This window comes from Pseudomonas sp. GCEP-101 (assembly GCF_025133575.1).
Classification (GTDB): domain Bacteria; phylum Pseudomonadota; class Gammaproteobacteria; order Pseudomonadales; family Pseudomonadaceae; genus Pseudomonas; species Pseudomonas nitroreducens_B.
This window is the reverse complement of the sequence record NZ_CP104011.1, coordinates 1906474-1925114: the sequence shown is the minus strand read 5'-3', so window position 1 is coordinate 1925114 and position 18641 is coordinate 1906474. Positions and strand designations below refer to the sequence as shown.

The 18641-nt window shown below is 67.9% G+C and carries 19 protein-coding genes; 8 read left to right on the top strand and 11 right to left on the bottom strand.

Going from position 1 to position 18641, the window contains the following annotated elements; translation table 11 throughout:
* The first annotated feature begins 17 nt into the window (after positions 1-17).
* Both N0B71_RS08650 and N0B71_RS08645 read left to right on the top strand, forming a co-directional pair.
* On the top strand, positions 18-1361 hold the full coding sequence (locus N0B71_RS08650) for a DUF1254 domain-containing protein (RefSeq protein WP_259758350.1): 1344 nt from the start codon (positions 18-20) through the stop codon (positions 1359-1361).
* A 5-nt stretch (positions 1362-1366) separates the two neighbouring features.
* Entirely contained in the window at positions 1367-2770 is a 1404-nt protein-coding gene (locus N0B71_RS08645) for a DUF1254 domain-containing protein (protein ID WP_259758349.1), read from the top strand.
* 207 nt (positions 2771-2977) lie between these two features.
* Here N0B71_RS08645 and N0B71_RS08640 read toward each other — a convergent pair whose 3' ends face one another.
* Positions 2978-4069 (bottom strand): aminopeptidase, encoded by a 1092-nt coding sequence (locus N0B71_RS08640; RefSeq protein WP_259758348.1) that lies wholly within the window; start codon positions 4067-4069, stop codon positions 2978-2980.
* 65 nt (positions 4070-4134) lie between these two features.
* Between N0B71_RS08640 and N0B71_RS08635 the strand changes: the two genes are divergently transcribed.
* Complete coding sequence (locus N0B71_RS08635; protein ID WP_259758346.1) at positions 4135-4551, top strand: PA0061/PA0062 family lipoprotein; 417 nt, start codon at positions 4135-4137, stop codon at positions 4549-4551.
* A 43-nt stretch (positions 4552-4594) separates the two neighbouring features.
* The gene (locus N0B71_RS08630; protein ID WP_259758345.1) at positions 4595-5035 is read left to right on the top strand and encodes a DUF2057 domain-containing protein; all 441 of its coding nucleotides are present in this window, start codon (positions 4595-4597) and stop codon (positions 5033-5035) included.
* 383 nt (positions 5036-5418) lie between these two features.
* On the opposite strand, the gene N0B71_RS08625 is transcribed toward N0B71_RS08630, so the two are convergent.
* The 5 genes from N0B71_RS08625 to N0B71_RS08605 form a co-directional block, all read right to left on the bottom strand.
* Positions 5419-5655, bottom strand: coding sequence for a DUF1161 domain-containing protein (locus N0B71_RS08625; RefSeq protein ID WP_416783011.1), 237 nt, complete (start codon positions 5653-5655; stop codon positions 5419-5421).
* Between the two features lie 90 nt (positions 5656-5745).
* Complete coding sequence (locus N0B71_RS08620) at positions 5746-6168, bottom strand: OsmC family protein (RefSeq protein WP_259758342.1); 423 nt, start codon at positions 6166-6168, stop codon at positions 5746-5748.
* 232 nt (positions 6169-6400) lie between these two features.
* Entirely contained in the window at positions 6401-6622 is a 222-nt protein-coding gene (locus N0B71_RS08615; protein WP_259758341.1) for a DUF1161 domain-containing protein, read from the bottom strand.
* 147 nt (positions 6623-6769) lie between these two features.
* Complete coding sequence (locus tag N0B71_RS08610; protein WP_017518905.1) at positions 6770-6985, bottom strand: dodecin; 216 nt, start codon at positions 6983-6985, stop codon at positions 6770-6772.
* Between the two features lie 101 nt (positions 6986-7086).
* Positions 7087-7983: a LysR family transcriptional regulator gene (locus N0B71_RS08605; RefSeq protein ID WP_259758340.1), complete on the bottom strand. Its 897-nt coding sequence runs from the start codon at positions 7981-7983 to the stop codon at positions 7087-7089.
* 157 nt (positions 7984-8140) lie between these two features.
* Between N0B71_RS08605 and trpB the strand changes: the two genes are divergently transcribed.
* Both trpB and trpA read left to right on the top strand, forming a co-directional pair.
* Entirely contained in the window at positions 8141-9349 is a 1209-nt protein-coding gene (trpB, locus tag N0B71_RS08600; protein WP_259758339.1) for a tryptophan synthase subunit beta, read from the top strand.
* A complete protein-coding gene (gene trpA / locus N0B71_RS08595) occupies positions 9346-10152 on the top strand; it encodes a tryptophan synthase subunit alpha (protein ID WP_259758338.1) in 807 nt (268 codons plus the stop codon). The genes trpB and trpA overlap by 4 nt, the downstream gene beginning before the upstream one ends.
* A gap of 351 nt (positions 10153-10503) precedes the next feature.
* Here trpA and N0B71_RS08590 read toward each other — a convergent pair whose 3' ends face one another.
* Positions 10504-12009: a YdgA family protein gene (locus N0B71_RS08590; RefSeq protein WP_259758337.1), complete on the bottom strand. Its 1506-nt coding sequence runs from the start codon at positions 12007-12009 to the stop codon at positions 10504-10506.
* A 189-nt stretch (positions 12010-12198) separates the two neighbouring features.
* Between N0B71_RS08590 and gloA2 the strand changes: the two genes are divergently transcribed.
* Positions 12199-12585: an SMU1112c/YaeR family gloxylase I-like metalloprotein gene (gloA2, locus tag N0B71_RS08585; RefSeq protein ID WP_259758335.1), complete on the top strand. Its 387-nt coding sequence runs from the start codon at positions 12199-12201 to the stop codon at positions 12583-12585.
* Positions 12586-12816: 231 nt separating this feature from the next.
* Here the strand turns inward: gloA2 and N0B71_RS08580 are convergent, their stop codons facing one another.
* Complete coding sequence (locus tag N0B71_RS08580; RefSeq protein WP_017518899.1) at positions 12817-13758, bottom strand: AraC family transcriptional regulator; 942 nt, start codon at positions 13756-13758, stop codon at positions 12817-12819.
* A gap of 312 nt (positions 13759-14070) precedes the next feature.
* Here N0B71_RS08580 and N0B71_RS08575 point away from each other — a divergent pair, with 312 nt between their 5' ends.
* A complete protein-coding gene (locus N0B71_RS08575; protein ID WP_259758334.1) occupies positions 14071-14385 on the top strand; it encodes a putative quinol monooxygenase in 315 nt (104 codons plus the stop codon).
* A 35-nt stretch (positions 14386-14420) separates the two neighbouring features.
* Here N0B71_RS08575 and N0B71_RS08570 read toward each other — a convergent pair whose 3' ends face one another.
* The 3 genes from N0B71_RS08570 to N0B71_RS08560 all read right to left on the bottom strand — a co-directional run bounded on the left by N0B71_RS08570 (position 14421) and on the right by N0B71_RS08560 (position 18628).
* Complete coding sequence (locus N0B71_RS08570; protein ID WP_259758333.1) at positions 14421-16805, bottom strand: TonB-dependent receptor; 2385 nt, start codon at positions 16803-16805, stop codon at positions 14421-14423.
* A 372-nt stretch (positions 16806-17177) separates the two neighbouring features.
* Positions 17178-18110, bottom strand: a complete 933-nt coding sequence (locus tag N0B71_RS08565; RefSeq protein ID WP_259758332.1) for a FecR family protein — start codon at positions 18108-18110, stop codon at positions 17178-17180.
* A complete protein-coding gene (locus N0B71_RS08560) occupies positions 18107-18628 on the bottom strand; it encodes a sigma-70 family RNA polymerase sigma factor (RefSeq protein WP_259758330.1) in 522 nt (173 codons plus the stop codon). The genes N0B71_RS08565 and N0B71_RS08560 overlap by 4 nt, the downstream gene beginning before the upstream one ends.
* Positions 18629-18641: the final 13 nt, after the last annotated feature.

The window sequence follows — 18641 nt, the reverse complement described above, 5'->3', positions numbered from 1 at the left end:
ACAATGAGGAATCCGTCATGCGCCACTGGCTGCCCGCACTCGCGCTGATCCCCCTGCTCGCCGGCCACGCCTGGGCCGCCGCGCCCACGCCCCAGCAAGCGCGCGACCTGGCCGAACAGGCCTACCTGTTCACCTACGCCACCGCCGAACATGGCAAGACCCTGCAAGCCATCGCCGCCAAGATGCCGGCCAACGTCCTGCTCAACCGCACCACGCTGCTCGGCCCGGACGATCGCACGGTGGTCTCGCCCAACAACGACACGCTCTATTCCTACGCGCTGCTCGACCTGCGCGACGGCCCGATGCTGCTCGACGTGCCCGCCGTGCCGCAGCGCTACTACAGCTTCCAGCTGATCGACATGCGCACCGACAACCTCGACTACATCGGCACCCGCGCCACTGGCCGCGCCGCCGGCAGCTTCCTGATCGCCGGCCCAGACTGGGACGGCAAGCAGCCTGACGGCTTCAGCGGCAAGGTGATCCGTTCGCCCAGCCGCGTGCTGTTCCTGCTCGGCCGCACCGCGGTCAACGGCCAGGCCGACGTGGCCGCCGCCAAGGCGGTGATGGACGGCTACACGCTGCGCAGCGCCAAGCCCGAGGCCAAGCCGCACAAGCTCGACGTGCCGCCCTATCAGCCGACCAAGCAGGGCCCGGCGCTGAACGCCTTCAGCGACTTCAACGCGCTGGCCGGCTGGCATGCCTGGAACCCGCAGGAGCAGGAGCGCCTGGCGCAGTTCGCGCAGATCGGCGTCGGCACCGGCAAGCCGTTCGATGCCTCGGCGCTGCCGGCCGACATCGCCAAGGCCGTCGCCCAGGGCGCCGAAGACGGCCGCCAGAAGGTGCTCGCCGCCACCGAGACCTTCTCCAAGCCCAGCAACGGCTGGCAGCAATTCCCCGCCAACGTCGGCCACTACGGCAACGACGACCTGACCCGTTCGGCCGTGGCCTGGAAGTACCTCTACGCCAACGATGCCGCCGAAGCGATGTACCCGGTGACCCAGGTCGACGCCAGCAACCAGCGCCTGGATGGCAACCGCAGCTACCGCCTGCACTTCGCCCCCGGCCAGCTGCCGCCAGTGGACGCCTTCTGGTCGGTCACCCTGTATGACGGCAAGACGCAACTGTTCTCCGCCAACCCGCTCAATCGCTACACCGTCAGCAGCGAGAGCGGCCTGAAGCAGGATGCCGACGGCGGCGTCACCCTGACCATCCAGAACGCCCAGCCAGCGGGCACCGACAACTGGCTGCCGGCGCCGCAGGGCCCGTTCAACCTGATCCTGCGCATGTACCTGCCGCAGGAGAAGGCGCTCAAGGGCGACTACCAGCCGCCGGCCGTGCAGCCCCTGGCGAGCAAGGAGTGATGGCGATGAACCCGCTCCTGACCCGCCGGCGCTTCCTCGGCGCCAGCACCGCCGTGGGCATCGCCAGTTGCTGCCCGGCGTGGCTGCTGGCTGCCAGCGCCGAGCTGGAAACCGATCCCGCCGTGTTCCAGGACATCGTCCGCCAGGCATGGATCTACGCCTACCCGATGCTCATGCACTACCAGACGATGCACAAACAGGCGCTGAACCCGGCGTCGCCGGAGTACGTCGGCGGCTTCGGCGTCTTCCGTCACTACAGCGAACTCTTCACCCCGAAGAACCGCGACGTGGTGACGCCCAACAACGACACGCCGTACTCCTGGGCCTGGCTCGACCTGCGCGCCGAGCCCTGGGTGCTGAGCGTTCCGGCGGTGGGCGAAGACCGCTACTACGTGCACCAGCTGGTCGACCAGTACACCTTCAACTTCGCCTATGTCGGCGTGCTGTCCACCGGCCGCCAGGCCGGCGACTACCTGATCGCCGGGCCCGACTGGAAGGGCGAGGCGCCGGCCGGCATCCGCCAGGTGCTGCGCAGCGAGACGCAGATCGCCATGATCCTGGGCCGAACCGGCCTGCGCGATGCCCATGACCTGCCCGCCGTGCGCCAGTTGCAGGCGCAATACCAGCTGCGCCCGCTGCACGCCTTCACCCGCACCCCGGCGCCGGCCGCCGCGCCTGCGGTGAACTGGCTGCCCTGGGAACTGCCGCGCGACCTCGGCCCTGGCTTCATCCCGCACCTGAACCAGATCCTCGCCTTCTGCCCGGTGGACCCGAGCGAAGTCGAGCTGCGCCAGCACTTCGCGCGGGTCGGCATCGGCGCGGGGTTGCCGTTCAACCCGGCGAATCTCAGCCCGGCCCAGCGCCAGGCGCTGGCCGCCGGCATCCAGCAGGGGGCGGAGGCGCTCAAGGCCAAGGGCGCCACCCTGCGCTCGTCCGCCGGCCTGTTCGGCACCCGCGCGGCGATGCACAACGACTACCTGAGCCGCGCCGCAGCGGCGGCCAGCGGCATCTACGGCAACAGCGTGGAAGAGGCGATCTACTTCGGCAGCCGCAAGGACAGCGCGCAACAGCCGCTGCAAGGCGGCCAGCGCTACCGGTTGCGCTTTGCGCCGGGGCAGCTGCCGCCGGCCAGGGAGTTCTGGTCGATCACCCTCTACGACCTGCCCGACCGCCAACTGGTGGACAACCCCATCCAGCGCTACTGCCTGAGCAGCCGCGACGCGCTGGTGCGCGACGCCGACGGCGGTGTGACGCTGTACATCCAGGCCGACTCGCCCGGCCAGGAACACGAGGCGAACTGGCTGCCATCGACGCAGCAGGGGCCGTTCAACCTCATCCTGCGCATCTACGGGCCGGAACGCCAGGTGGTGGGCGGGGAGTGGCAGATGCCGGGGGTCGAGCGGGTCTGACGGCGTTGCAGGGCAGGGTGGGAGTCCAATGGGCGGGCCTGCCCTCACCCTAACCCTCTGCGCGGCACCGGCGTGGCGCTTCGGGAGAACATGGATGGCCCAGGCGCTGGGCGGTTCGCGAGCAAGCTCGCTCCTACAGGATGTTCGCGCTCCTCGTAGGAGCGAGGAGGACGCCGGGTCGTTGCTCGCGAACCGGCCGGCTAAGCCTCAGCGGAAGCTGACGACCCCGCCGGCCTTCAGTTTCTCCAGCGCCGCCGTGCGCTCCGACGGCGGCAGCGCTCCGAGCTTTTCCACCCGCGCGTAGAACGCCGGCCAGTTGCCGCCGACCTGGGCGAACAGCGCGGCGAAGGCCGGCACCCACTGGTCATAGAGGCCGAAGGGCAGCAGCTTGGCGTTGTTCAGCGGGCCGTTGACCCAGGCGTCGAAGGGCGCCTTGCCGCCCCACTCCTGGTCGCGCAGCCGCGCATAGTCCCGGCGCAGACGCTCGAATTCCGCCTGCTTGCCAGCGCGCTTCTGCGCGTCGCTGGCCGGGCTGGCGTAGAGCGTCTGCAGGCGCTCGCGCGTATCGAGCACCAGCTGGGTGAAGCGCTTGCGCTGCTGCGCCAGCAACGGCGACTCGTCCGGCAGGTGTCGCGCGGCGCGCCAGCGGCGCCCGCCCTCGGCCTCGACGAAGGAGGCATAGGACTCGTTGAACGCCGTGTCGCCGGGCAGGTAGAACTTCTGGTGCGCCAGCTCGTGGAAGATCGTCTCGGCCAGGCGCTGGTCGCCCCAGCGCAGCATGCTGCTGAGGATCGGGTCGTCGAACCAGCCCAGGGTGGAGTAGGCCTCCACGCCGCCGACGTAGACATCCAGCCCCTGCGCCTTCAGGCGCTTCGCCTCGGCCTGGGCGCCGGCGTCGCCGTAGTAGCCCCGGTAGGCCACGCAGCCGGCGATGGGGAAGCAATGGGTCAGCGGCTGCAGCGACAGCTCCGGCGTGGCGAACACGTTCCACACCACGTTGGGCCGGTGGATGTCGGCGTACAGGCGATAGCTCTGGTTATCCGGCAGGCCCAGCTCGGCACTGGCGAAGGCGCGCGCCTCCTGCGACAGCTCCAGGCGCTGGCGCAGCGCGGGGTCGCGGGCGGGGTCGGCCACCACGTCGGCCACCGGCTCGCGGGCGGCGAGCAGGCGCACCTGGCCGTTCGCCAGCTGGCTGTAGTAACTCACCGTGGAACAACCGCTCAGCGCCCAGATGGCCAGCCAGGGAACCCAGCGGCACAGGCGGCGGTCGAGTGTCGGGATAAGAAGGCGGAAGGGCATGCGCGGAACATAGCACAGGGCCTGGTCCGCCCGCTGCCGCCCCCTCGACCCAGGAGCCACCCCCGATGCGCGCCCTTCTCATTCCTGCCAGCCTGCTCGCCCTGAGCGGCTGTTCCATGCTGATGCCCCAGCCGGACCCGAACCGCGCCTGGGTCGACCTGAACACCAACAGCCAGAGCGACCTGGCCGCCACGGAAGTGGACAACAAGGAGTGGTCCAGCAGCCGCTACTTCGAGGTCGACCCTGGCTCCCACGAGTTGCGCGTGCGCTTCCAGTTCCAGGTCGAGCCGGTGGATATCGGCCCGGTGGACGAAGCGCTGTGGCGCGATTGCGAGATGACCGTGCAATACAAGGACTTCAGCGCCGGCCAGCGCTACCGCCTGGAGACCGGCAGCATCGGCTTCCGCCCCTGGGCCAAGCTCTACGACGCCCAGGGCGGCGAGATCGCCCGTGGCCGCGAGCGGGGCTGCGCCAGGGCCTGAGCGGGTTATGCTGTGGAATGAGCCCATCCCACGGTGAACCTTCATGCGTGCGCCTCACCTGTCCCATTTCCTGCCGCTGGGCCTGGCCCTGCTCGGCGGCTGCGCCAGCCCGCTGCCCGCCCATGATCCGCAGATGGCCTGGGTCGATCTCTACACCACGCCGGGCAAGACCCTGATGGCCGAGCGCCTGGACGGCCAGTCGGTGAACGATGGGCGCTTCTACCAGGTGACGCCGGGGCGCCATGAGCTGGTGGTGCGCTTCCAGTACGAAGTCTCCAGCGGCGGCGGCATGGGCCAGATGACCGATCCTTCGGAGCTGACCTGCCGGGTCAAGGTGACCTACGACGACTTCGCCGCCGGCCAGCGCTACCGCCTGGAACTGCGCCCGCAACTGCGCAGCGCCCTGGCGCTGTTGACGGACGGCAACGGCACGCTGGTGGCGAAGACGGATTTCCAGGGCGCGGTGCGTTGCGGGCCGTTCTGATTCCCCGTGCGTGGCTGATCGATGCGTAGGAGCGGACTTCGTCCGCGATTGGGCTCAGGTACGCGCGGAAATCATCGCGGACGGAGTCCGCCCCTACGCAGGGGACGGCGCGCGCCGATGCAGCTTCGTAGGGTCCGCTCCTACCTGGAAAATCCTGGGCGGGTCCCAGCCCTCTCCCTGAAGGGAGAGGGAGCTATCCGTGCCGGCTGATGCTGAGGTTTCATCCTGCACCCTACGGTCCCCTCTCCCTTCAGGGAGAGGGTTAGGGAGAGGGAAACACAGGCACGGACTTTCAGAGGAAGACCATTGCTCCCACCCCGACATCAGCACCCGCTGACCGCGCAGCCAGCGCCTGCCATGACGCACCCGCGGATCAACCTCGATCAGCTGTCATTCTTCTGGTAGATGATCCGCCGCTGCCCGTTGTCGCAGGTACCGACCACCATGTTCGGATCCTTCACCTCGGACTTGTCCACGATCTCCAGGGTGTAGGAGGTCACCCCGGCGGCCTGGATCTTGGTCTCGATCTCAGCCTTGAGTTCCTCGCAGGGCTTCACCGCCGCCCCGCTCGCGCCGCTGGCCAGCAGCAGCGCCATACCCGTCGCCACGGCCCACTTCATCGTCTTCATCACAGTCCCTCGTCGGCCCTCTCATCGGGGCACCCTATCCTAACGGTGGACCGCCACCGGCGGACAGAGTGCCCTGCGGGCTCATTCGAGCGTGGCGTCGAGGGTGATGCGCGCGGTGAGCAGCTTGGATACCGGGCAGCCAGCCTTGGCCTTGTCGGCGATGGCCTGGAAGGTCTGCGCGTCGGTGCCCGACACCTTCGCCTTCAACGTCAGGTGCACGGCGGTGATGGCGAAGCCGTCGGTGAGCTTTTCCAGGCTGACCTCGGCCTGGGTATCGATGCGCTCGGCGGTCAGGCCGGCCTCGCCGAGCATCATCGACAGCGCCATGGAGAAACAGCCCGCATGGGCCGCGCCGATCAGTTCCTCCGGGTTGGTGCCCGGGGCGCCCTCGAAGCGGGTGTTGAAGCCGTAGGGCTGCTCCTTGAGCGCGCCGCTTTCGGTGGAGATCGTGCCCTTGCCGTCCTTCAGGCCGCCCTGCCAGTGGGCCGATGCCGATTTCTTCATGTCGAGTCCTCCGCGTGGATTGCAGTCAGGACTTTCGAGGGCGGCGCGAGGGCAGGGGTTCCGCTTTTCTGAGGGCTCTTCGCAGGAGCGAGGGGCGCCGTCGTTTTCGCTCGCCAACAGGTTGGCACGGTGCCTGGCAGGTTCGCGGGCAAGCTCGCTCTTACAGCGAAATCCCGCCCATGAAAAAGGCCGGGCCCCTCGCGGAGCCCGGCCTGCCGGGGTTCGCCGGGCATCACTTCGAATAGACGATTTCCTTGCTGCCGCCTTCGCAGGTGCCGACGACTTGCTTGCCGCCCGCGCTGCCCTTGTCGACGACGTCCAGGCTGAACGAGGCGACGCCCTTGGCCTTGATCTTCGCCTCGATCTCCGATTTCAGCTCTTCGCACGGCTTGCCGGCGGCAAGGACGTTGCCAGCCAGGGCGAAGACCCCCATAGCGATCAGGAACTTCTTCATCGGTAACGCTCCCTCGTTGTTCACGGAAAATGGCCACAGCGGGCCGAAAAACCGGGCTACCCCGGTACGCACGGACACGCGCTCGCCAGCATGGCAGGAGCGCGTGACAAAACGAACGCGACCTACAGGTTCGAGCCGCAGGCCGACCTAGCTGTTGGCGATACGGAAGCCGACCTTGATGGTCACCTGGTAGTGCCCCACCGCGCCGTTCTCGATATGCCCGCGGGTGTCCACCACCTCGAACCACTCCAGGAAGTCGATGCTCTTGGCCGCTTCGGCCAGGGCGTTGTTGATCGCATCCTCGATGCTGGTGCGCGAGGAGCCGACCAGCTCGATCTTCTTGTAGGTGTGGTGATTGGACATAGCCGCTCTCCTGGGGTCTGGCGGCGCACAGGCAGAATGCCAGCGCGCTCAATGGACAGTAGTAGAGGGGTGGACCGACGGCAAACGGCCAGGTTCAGACTTTACGCGGGCCCGTTCAGCTCCGACTGCAGCCAGTGCGCCAGGCGCTCGGCGCGCGGGTCGGCGCGGCGCTCGGGCACCCACAGCGTCAGCCGGGCGGGGGTTTCGACGAAGCCCCAGGGCGCGGCAAGGCGGCCGGCGGCGAGGTCGTCGGCCACCAGTTGCTGCGGCGCGATGGCAACGCCCAGGCCGGCCACGGCGGCCTCCAGCAGGTAGTAGAGGTGCTCGAAACCCTGGCCGAGCGTCAGCCGCGCCGGGTCCAGGGCGTGGCGCGCGGCCCACTCGGGCCAGGCCTGCGGCCGCGACACGGTGTGCAGCAGGGGTTCGCCCAGCAGCGCCGACGCCGGCGCCGCGCGCAACTGCTCGAAGCGTGCCGAGCGCGGGCTGAGCACGGGGCCGATGCGTTCCACCGCCAGTTCCAGCACGCGCATGTCCGCCGGCCAGGGCGGCGCGGCGAAACACAGGGTGGCGTCGAGGCCGCCACGCCGCGGGTCGAGGTCGCCGTCGCTGGCGGACAGTTGCAGGCGTAGGTCCGGCAGGTCGCGGTTCAGGCGGTCCAGCCGAGGGATGAACCAGCGCGCCAGCAGGCTGCCAGGGCAGCCGAGCACGAACGGTGCATCGCCGCCGGCTTGGCGCCGCAGTTCGGCGCAGACGCCACGCAGGCGCTCGAAGGATTCGCTGGCCACCTCGCTCAGGCGGACGCCGGCATCGGTGAGTTTTACGCCGCGCCCCTCCTTGACGAACAGGGCGACGCCCAACTCCTCTTCCAGCACACGGATCTGCCGGCTGATCGCTCCGTGGGTGACGCTCAGCTCATCAGCCGCCGCGCTTACACCGCGCAGACGGGCGGCGGCCTCGAAGGCGCGCAGGGCGTTGAGCGGCGGAAGGTCTCGGCTCATGGCGAACAATCCGTGATTTTTCCTGACAGGTTGCGGCGATCTTATCGCTTTTCTGCGTCGTCCCACAGCCGTATCCTGAGCCCATTCGTAGGAGCGGACTCCGTCCGCGATCGCCCCCAGCTGGCACCTACCTTTCGACAGACAAAGGAGCCTTCCCATGTCCACACTGCGCACCGGTCCAGACGCCAAGGGCCTGTTCGGCAGCTTCGGCGGCCAGTACGTCGCCGAAACCCTGATGCCGCTGATCCACGACCTGGCCCGCGAGTACGAGAAGGCCAAGGACGATCCGGCATTCCAGCAGGAACTGGCCTACTTCCAGCGCGACTACGTCGGCCGCCCGAGCCCGCTGTACTTCGCCGAGCGCCTGACCGAGCACTGCGGCGGCGCGAAGATCTACTTGAAGCGCGAAGAGCTGAACCACACCGGCGCGCACAAGATCAACAACTGCATCGGCCAGATCCTGCTCGCCAAGCGCATGGGCAAGCAGCGCATCATCGCCGAGACCGGCGCCGGCATGCACGGCGTGGCCACCGCCACCGTCGCCGCGCGCTTCGGCCTGCAATGCGTGATCTACATGGGCACCACCGACATCGATCGCCAGCAGGCCAACGTGTTCCGCATGAAGCTCCTCGGCGCCGAGGTGATCCCGGTCACCGCCGGCACCGGCACCCTGAAGGACGCGATGAACGAAGCGCTGCGCGATTGGGTGACCAACGTCGACAGCACCTTCTACCTGATCGGCACCGTGGCCGGCCCGCACCCGTATCCGGCGATGGTCCGCGACTTCCAGGCGGTGATCGGCAAGGAAACCCGCGAGCAGCTGGCCGAGAAGGAAGGGCGCCTGCCCGATTCCCTGGTCGCCTGCATCGGCGGCGGATCCAATGCCATGGGGCTGTTCCACCCGTTCCTGGATGACAAGAGCGTCAAGATCATCGGCGTCGAAGCCGCCGGCCACGGGATCGAGACCGGCAAGCACGCGGCCAGCCTGAACGGCGGCGTGCCGGGCGTGCTGCACGGCAACCGCACCTTCCTGCTGCAGGACGAGGACGGCCAGATCATCGACGCGCACTCCATCTCCGCCGGCCTGGACTACCCCGGCATCGGCCCGGAACACGCGTGGCTGCACGACATCGGCCGCGTCGAGTACACCTCGATCACCGACCACGAGGCGCTGCAGGCCTTCCACCAGTGCTGCCGCCTGGAAGGCATCATCCCCGCGCTGGAGTCCTCCCACGCGCTGGCCGAAGTCTTCAAGCGCGCGCCGAACCTGCCCAAGGACCACATCATGGTGGTGAACCTGTCCGGTCGTGGCGACAAGGACATGCAGACCGTCATGCACCACATGCAACAGGAGCCGCAAGCATGAGCCGCCTGCAGACCCGCTTCGCCGAACTCAAGGAGCAGAACCGCGCCGCCCTGGTGACCTTCATCACCGCCGGCGACCCGGGCTACTCGACCTCGCTGGACATCCTCAAGGGCCTGCCCGAGGCCGGCGCCGACGTGATCGAACTGGGCATGCCGTTCACCGACCCGATGGCCGACGGCCCGGCGATCCAGCTGGCCAACATCCGTGCCCTGGGCAACGGCCAGAACCTGGCCAAGACCCTGAAGATGGTCCGCGAATTCCGCGCCGGCAACACCACCACCCCGCTGGTGCTGATGGGTTACTTCAACCCGATCCACTATTACGGCGTGGACAAGTTCATCGCCGACGCGAAAGAGGCCGGGGTCGATGGCCTGATCGTGGTGGACCTGCCGCCCGAGCACAACGAAGACCTGTGCCACCCGGCCCAGGCCGCGGGCATCGACTTCATCCGCCTGACCACTCCGACCACCGACGACCAGCGCCTGCCGACCGTGCTCGATGGCAGCTCGGGCTTCGTCTACTACGTCTCGGTAGCCGGCGTGACCGGCGCCGGCGCGGCGACCCTGGAGCACGTCGAGCAGGCCGTGGCGCGCCTGCGTCGCCACACCGACCTGCCGGTCTCCATCGGCTTCGGCATCCGTACTCCGGAACACGCGGCGAGCGTCGCCCGCCTGGCGGACGGCGTGGTGGTGGGCTCGGCGCTGATCGACAAGATCGCCGAGGCGACCAGCTCCGCCGACGCGGTGCAGAGCGTGCTCGGCCTGTGCCGTCAGCTGGCCGAGGGTGTGCGGAACGCTCGCTGAGGATTGCCATCGGCTCCACGCCATCCCGCGCACGGACTCACTGTAGGAGCGCGCCATGCGCACGATCGCGGGCATGGCCCGCTCCTACAGGGCGCTCCGAAGCACGGCGGTTCGCGAGCAAGCTCGCTCCTACGAGAAAGCGAAAACCCGGCCAATGCCGGGCTTTTCGTTTTTACGCACCGAAACGCATGGTTCGCTGCGTGCAGCCGCGCTTTTCTGTAGGAGCGAGCTTGCTCGCGAACAGATTTCGCCGGCGGCTTCGATGCCGGGCGGGTTCGCGCGCTCGCTCCTACAAGGTCAGCCCCAGAAAAAAGCCCGGCGAATACCGGGCTTTTTCGTTTCAGGCGCGGGTTATTCCACGCTCTCTTCCTGCGGCGCTTCTTCGCCTTCGGCGCCGCCGCCCAGGCCCAGACCTTGTGCGGAGCCCATGGCGAATGCCATGAATTCCGGCACGCTCATGTCCTTGCCGTTGAACTTAACCTGGTCATTGGCGTAGGCCAGCGAGCTGGACAGTGAGTTGCCGTCGAGCACGGCCCACTCGGACTGCAGGGCCATGCCGCTGAACAGGTCGGTCATGGCATCGGACTGCTGCTTGAGCGCCACCGGGTCTGCGCTGCCGGCCGCCTCGCCGCCCAGCGTGCCCTGCAGGGCGACGATGTCGCCGATCACCGCCTTGTCCACTTTCAGGTCGGCCTTGAGCGCGGCCAGCACGCTGCGCGCCATCTCGTCGGGGGTAGCTGCCGCGGCATCGGGCTTGCGCAGGTCCACCGACAGGGAAGCCTTGGCCACGCCATGGCTGGTCTGCAGCGACAGCTCGTCCAGCGACAGCACCGGCGAGCCTTCGAGCAGGGCCAGGCCGAGCTTCTTCAGCTCCTCTTCCTGGGCCGGGGTCAGCTCGGTGCTTTCCAGGCTGTCCAGGGCCATCTTGTTGTAGGACTCCTTGAAGGTCTTGAGCACGCCTTCGTCGAGGTTGCGCAGGCTCAGGTCGAGCTTCATGCCACCGACTTCCTGGCCCTGCACCACGACCTTGCCGACGCGGTAGGAGACGCTCTGGTCCAGGCCCTTGCCGCCCTGCTTGAGCACTTCCTCGACCACGGCTTCGCGCAGCTCCACCGCCGGCGCGCCCGGCGACTGGATGTTCAGGCTCTTGATGGTGGCGGAGCTGGGGCCGAGGGCGAAGCCGTTGGCGTTTTCCTTCTTGTCGCCCTGCATGCCCAGGTCACGCAGCTGCACCTTGGCCGGCTGGCCAGTGCTGGGGTCGGTGAAGTCCAGGTCGACTTCGGCGAGCTTGCCCACCGCGCTCACGTTTTTCTTGTCGCCGGAGACGCTGAAGGCCAGGGTGATCGGCGACAGGCGCAGCTTGTCGCTGTCCTGGGCGAATGCGAAGGCGGCAGTTTCGACGCTGCCTTCCTGCTTCTGGTCGTAGTGGATGGTCAGCTCGCCCGACAGCGGCGCCTTGCCGCCGGCCGCGGCGAACAGCGGGGCGGTGAGTTCGTTCTGCTCCAGGGCGAAATGGCTCTGCGCCATGACCGGCGCCAGTTTGCCGGCCGCCAGGCGCGAGGCGGGGAAGGGGCCGTGCTCCAGGCGGTCGGTGAACACCAGGGTCTGCGGCTCGTCGCCTTCCTTGCCGGTGAAGGTCAGGTTGTAGCGCGCGGTGCTGGAGAACAGGCCGCGCTGGATGTCCACCAGCGTCAGGTAGGCGCCCAGGCCGGGGGCCTCTTCCTGGAACAGCTGGTTGGCTTCGGCGATGCCGCGGTTCACTTCCTGCTCGACGCGGGTGCCGGTGTACCAGGCGCCGGCAGCGGCGACGCCGACGACGGCAACGGGAATAGCGATGGCCAGGGCGGTCTTCTTCATGTTGAGTCCTTTCAAGTGCGGCCGTACGGGGGACGTCCTGTCGACCGTGAGTGGGGTGGCCGGCGGGATGCTAGCAGGCGCCCTGCCATCACTCCAGCGCCGCTGACGACGGACTTCACGGCGCCAGCATTGACCGATCGAGCGCGGCTGTCAGGATAGAGCGCTCCATCCGCCCGGGAAGCCTTCGCCATGGCCCTGCTGCACAGCCTTCATCACGTCGCCCTGATCTGCTCGGACTATCCGCGCTCCAAGCATTTCTACACCCAGGTGCTGGGCCTGAAGGTGGTTGCCGAGACCTACCGCACCGCGCGCGACTCCTGGAAACTCGACCTGGAGCTGGGCGATGCGCGGCTGGAGCTGTTCTCCTTCCCTGGCGCGCCGGCGCGGCCGTCCTATCCGGAGGCGCAGGGGCTGCGCCACCTGGCCTTCGCCGTGGACGACCTGGAAAGCGCCGTGGCGCACCTGCAGAGCCACGGCGTGGCCTGTGAACCGATCCGCGAGGATGAGCTGACCGGCAAGCGCTTCACCTTCTTCGCCGACCCGGATGATCTGCCGCTGGAGCTTTACGAGCGCTGAGCACGCGGCTCGCGCCTTCGTAGGATGGCGTGGAGCGCAGCGATACCCATCCATCCCGGCTCCGGCGCAGCATGGGTATCGCAAGCTCCACCCATCCTACGGGCTGAGCCCTGGCGTAAATGGGTTCGCGAGCAAGCTCGCTCCTACAGGCTGGGCGTTTGCTCGGCTCTTCGTAGGAGCGAGCTTGCTCGCGAACCGCACGGCAGAGGAACCGGACGGCTGGTGCAGGCGTTACGCCGGTACCGCCTCGCTGCCCAGCGCCCCGCGCAGGCTCGCCAGGTCGCGCAGCGGCGGCGCGCCGAACAGGCGGCTGTACTCGCGGCTGAACTGCGACGGGCTTTCGTAACCGACGCGGTGCCCGGCCACCGCTACTTCCAGCCCCTCCGACAACATCAGCCGCCGCGCTTCCTGCAGGCGCAGCTGCTTCTGGTATTGCAGCGGGCTCAGGGCGGTCACTTCCTTGAAGCGGTGGTGCAGGGTGGACACGCTAAGGTTCACCTCGCGGGCCAGGTCCTCGATGCGCAGGGACTTGTCGTAGTTGCGGTTGAGCCACTCGATGGCACGGGTAACGCGGTGGGTCTGGCTGTCGGTCATCGCCAGGTCATGCAGCAGGTGGCCTTGCGGACCGCGCAGCAGGCGGTAGAGGATTTCGCGGACGAACAGCGGCGCCAGCATCTCGATGTCGCGCGGCGTATCCAGCAGGCGCATCAGCCGCAGCAGGGCGTCGAGCACGGTGCAATCCACACGCTGCAGGTAGATGCCGCGGCTGGCCGGACGCGGCGCGCTGCCGGCAAGGCCCGCCTCGGCGATCAGCCGGGTCAGCTCGCCGGGGTCGATGTCCAGGCGGATGGACAGGTAGGGTTTGTCCGGCGAGGCCTCGATCACCTGGCCGGAGACCGGCAGCGTCACCGACACCACCAGCAGGTTGAGTTCGTCGTAGCGATAGACCTCGCTGCCCAGGCGCACCTCCTTGCAGCCCTGGGCGATCACGCACAGGGCCGGGCGGTAGAGCGTCGGCATGCGGCCTTCGCTGGGGCTGTCGTTGCGCGCGACCAGCAGCGAATCGATGGCGGTTTCGAAGACACCCTCACCCTGGCAGTGACGCTGGATGATGTCGGCCAGCTCCTGGCGGCCGGCGGCAATGGGATCAAAGGCGGGAACGGACTGGGACATGCACAGGACCTCCAGTGGCGGCGCACGAAGCTTACGCCCACGGCGCGGCGGCAAGTGTGACAGTAAGGCAGCCGCTGGAGGATCAGGCAAGCAATCGGCAGGAATGGACAAGCCATCCTGCCATCGGCTCGCGCACCGCGGCGGTGCAGGGCCCGGGAACGCCCGCTTTTGGGGCTTGGCGAATGCCCGGCAGGATCAGGCAAGAAGGCGACAGCATCCGGATAACGCAGCGCCCTGGCCGGGCCGTAATCTTCCTGTCAGTCGTCCGAGGAGCCACCTCGGACAACTTCGGCGTAATGCGGAGGACAGGACATGCACTGGCAACCCATCGAACACGAATTGCAGATCCACCCCCGGCAAGGGCACGAGGCGGAACTGGGCGCCCTGATCGACCACCTGGTCGATGGCGCCCGCCGCGCGCCGGGCTGCCTGCGCTGCCAGCTGGTGGCCCGGGATGCCGGCCAGCCGTGGCTGCTGCAGGGCAGCTGGAAGAACGAAGAGGCGCTGCTGGATTACTTCGCCACGCCCTCCTCGCAACTGCTCGGCGAGGTGCTGTTATGCCACTGTCGAAGCCTGAGCGGCGGCATCGTGGAAACCATGGATCAGGCCACCGGAAAGGTGGCCTGAGTTTTTTCGGATAGAGGACCTGCGCCTTCGCGCGTTCAGTATTCCAGGCTCCAGCCCAGGGTGAAGGTGCGACCGCGGCCCTGGTAGTCGTAGAGATAGGCCGGCCCATAGGTGGGCGAATAGAACAGCGCGGCGCGCTGCCCCCAGACGGTGCTGTACTGCTTGTCCAGCAGGTTCTGGATACCGGCGCTGAAAGTGCCGAAACCGGTCTTCTGCTCACCCATCAGGTCGAAGGTGGTGTAGCCGTCGATCTCGTGGTCCGCGTCGTCCTTCAGGTTGAAGGCGTGCTGGGCCTGCAGGCGGGCACTGCGTTCGCCATCGCCCCAGCCGACGAATGCGGTGGACTTGGACAGCGATGCATAGCGGGCATCGCGCTTGATCCAGTCGCCATCGGCGTCCTCCTCTTCCGAGCGCACCAGGTGCAGCGTGGTGCCGCCCTGCCAGCCGTTCTCGAAGTAGCGGGTGACCGCGCCCTCGAAGCCGAAATCGCGGCTCTTCTGGTCCTGCACGTCGATGGTCAGGGTCGCCTGGTCGGTGGTGATGATCTTGTCCGACCAGATGTAGTAGACCGCCGCCTGGGTCTGCCACTGCAGGTCGCTGTAGCGCCAGCCGGTCTCGACCTGGCGGCTCTTGATGCCGGCCAGCGGGTTGTCGTCCACCGACAGGCCGGCCTTGCCGTAGTACTTGGCCGGGTCGGGCAGGTCGAAGCCTTCGCTGTAGTTGGTCCAGACCTGGTGGCCGTTCTTGAAGTCGTAGATCGCGCCGAGGTTGAACAGGTTGACCTGGTAGTCGTTGCTGCCGCCGGGCACGCCTTTGAAGTCGTCCACCTCGACGTCCATCTTCTGGTGGCGCGCGCCGCCGGAGAGGGTCAGGTGGTCGGTGACCTTCCAGTCCAGCTGGCCATACACCGACAGGCCGTCGACGGTGTAGCTGGGGTAGCGCGGCGCGCTGCTGGCGGTCTCCAGGTCCAGGCCGCCGCTCTCGGAAGACAGGCGCTGGTCGAAGACCTTCTGCTCGGCGTTGAAGCGCTCATGGTCGAAGTCCACGCCGTAGGTGAACTTGAGCGAATCCCACTGCTTGCTGAACAGGCCCTTCAGGCCGCTGACCTCGAAGTTCTGCTGCGAGGCCGCGAAGTACACGCCCTTCGAGCCGGTGGGCTTGCCGGTGTTGTAGTAGGGGAAGGGATAGAAGTTGTCGTCTTCCTTGCGGTAGTACGCCTGCAGGTAGAAGTCCTGCTCCAGCAGGTTGCTGTGGTGGTAGTTGGCGTTGAGCAGCACGCGGCGGGTGCGCGGCTCGAGGTCGGTGTCCATGCCGCTGCGGATCTGCGCGTCTTCCAGGTCCGACGGCGCCTGGTACTTCAGGTTGGGAAAGTAGATGCCGGTGCTGCCGTCGTTGCCCGAGTCGTAGTACTGCGCCAGCAGGTCGAGGCTCTGCTCGTCGGTGAACTGGGCGGTGAGGTTGCCCATCACGTCGACGGTGCGGTTGTACTGCAGGTCGGTCTGGGTGTTGTCGATGAAGATCTGGTTGCCGGCGCCGTCGTAGAAGGCCTCGTTCTTCTCCGCCGAGACGCCCAGGCGGCCGACCACGCGGTCGTTGCCGCCGCTGATGGACTGCGCAGCGCGGGTCGACAGGTCGTCGCTGTTGTTGAAGCCGCTGCTGGCGCCCAACTGCGTCTCGAAACGGGTGTCGCCGGCCGCGCCCTTCTTGGTGATGATGTTGATGATCCCGCCCGTGGCGCCGCCGCCGTAGATGGCGCTGGCGCCGGAGAGCACTTCGATGCGATCGACGTTGAACGGCGAGATGCTGTCGAACTGGCGCGACAGGCCCCGCGAGCTGTTCTGGCTGACGCCGTCGATCATCACCAGCACATTGCGCCCGCGCATGTTCTGGCCATAGTTGGTGCGGCCTTCGGGTGCCAGATCGAGGCCGGGGACCAGCTTGCCCACGGCCTCCTTGAGGCTGACGCCGGTGTCCAGCTGTTCGCGCAGCTGGGTCTGCTCGACCACCCAGACGGTGCCGGGAATCGAGCTGATCTCGGTGGGCGTGCGCGCCGCGACGCTGATCTGCATCGGCGCCAGGCTGAGGGCGGCGGAATCGTCCTGCTCGCGCTTGAGCAGCACGGTGCGCTCGTCGGTGAAGCGCCAGCTCACGCCGCTGCCGGAGAGCAACTGGTTGAGCGCTTCCTCGGTGGTGTAGGTGCCGTCCAGCCCTTCGCTCTGCAGGCCCTGGATGTCCTCGGAGTTGAACAGCAGGTGCAGCCCGGCCTGGTCGGCGAACTGGGTCAGCGCGCTGTCCAGGCTACGCGGGGCGATGTGCAGCTCGACAGCGGCGGAGCCGGCCGCGTGGGCCAGGGGAGCGGCGGTGCCGAGCAGGGAGGCCAGCAACAGCGCACGGTGCAGCGGGGAAGGACGGTAAGGCATGCGGGTGAAATCCGTTCTCGTGGGGGGCAGGGTCGCGTATTGAGAATTCTTCGCGTTCCTGCCTACGACGAAACGGCCAGGCAAACCTTGCAGCGCCGACTGCAAAAATTTTCATTTTCTTGCGAGACGGCCCGCTCTGCGGTTTCCCTACCTGTAGGAGCGAGCTTGCTCGCGAACAGCCATGGCAGAGCAATCAACCTGTAGGAGCGCGCCATGCGCGCGATCGCGGGCATGGCCCGCTCCTACACGGGGCGCCGAGCTTTCCAGGACCGTAGGATGGGTGGAGCGGAGCGATACCCATGCTGATGGGACACGGCTATTGATGGGTATCGCTTCGCTCTACGTCATCCTACGAAAAGAAAAGAGTCATGCTTAGGGCGCAGGGCGGATCAGCACCAACCAGGGCAGGTGCGTCACCTTCACCGGCTGCAACCGTTCCAGGGTCTTGAGCAGCGCGCCGGGGTCCTGCAGGTCGAATACGCCGCTGACCTTGTGCTGGCGCAATGCGCCGTCGGTGAGCACGATGCGCCCCGGCACGTAGCGCTCCAGCTCGTCGAGCACCTCAGCCAGCGGGCGCTGGTTGAAGATCAGCTTGCCACGCTGCCACGCGCTGGCGCTGGACAGGTCCAGCGGCTGCACCGGATCGGGGGCTGCGCTGTCGCGATAGCTCAGGCGCTCCCCCGCGGACAGCCGCACCGGCGCGCTGCCGGCATTGTTCACCTGCACCACGCCTTCGCTCACGTCCACGCGTACCTGCGGCCCACGGCTGTCCACATCGAAGCGCGTGCCCACGGCGCGCACTTCGCCGCCTTTCGCCTCGACGATGAAGGGCCGCGCGGCATCCTTGGCCACCTCGAACAACGCCTCGCCACCCTGCAGGCGCAAGCGCCGCTGCTGCGGGCTGAAGTCCACCGACAGCGCGCTGCCGCTGTTCAGCCAGACGCGGCTGCCATCGGGCAGCTCCAGCATCCGTCGCTCGCCGGTCGCGGTGGCGTAATCGGCGTACAGCCCGGCCAGCGGCTGGGGCAGGGATACGGTCAGCGCGATGGCCGCCACACACGCAGCGGCCGCCATGGCCAGTACACGGCGAGGACGCCGCGCGCGTTGACGATAGCGCTGGGCGTGGCGGGTTTCCGGCAAGGCGCCCCACAGGGCCTCGGCCTCGCGGGCGGCCTGTTCGTGGTCCGCGCTCTGCCCGCGCCAGCGCAGGAAATCCAGGCGCTCGGCAGCCCCGGCACGCCCCGAATGCAACTGTGCCAGGCGCTCGATGGCCTCGTCGGCCAGGCGCGATTGCACCCGGCTCATGGCGCGCCCTCCTGGCGCTGCGCCCAGTCGCGGCAATGGCGCATGGCCTGGACGATGTACTTGCCCACCATGCTCTCGGACACTCCCAGGCGCCGGGCGATCTGTGCGTGGGTGAGGCCGTCGAGACGGTTCATCAGCAGCGCCTCGCGGGCGTTCATCGGCAACTGGTCGAGGGCAGCGTCCAGGTGTTCCAGCGCCTCATGGGCGAGGAGGCGGTGCTCCAGCCCGGCCGCCGGGTCGCTGAGGTCGTTGGCGGCAGTTTCGTCCACGTGCAGCTCCGCCAGCCGACCCTCGCGGCGCAGGTTATCGATGGCGATGTTGCCGGCGACGCGGAACAGGTAGGCGCGTGGATCCTGCACCTCGGCTTCGGCGGGGTGGTCGGCGAGACGCAGCCAGGTGTCCTGGGCCACGTCGGCGGCGCGCTGCTGGTCGCCCAGCCTGCGGGCGAGAAAGCGCATCAGGTCCGCGTAATGCGCCTGGAAGCTCTGCAGCAGGGAGGAGGAGGCGAAGCGCCGCATGATGGCCGAAATA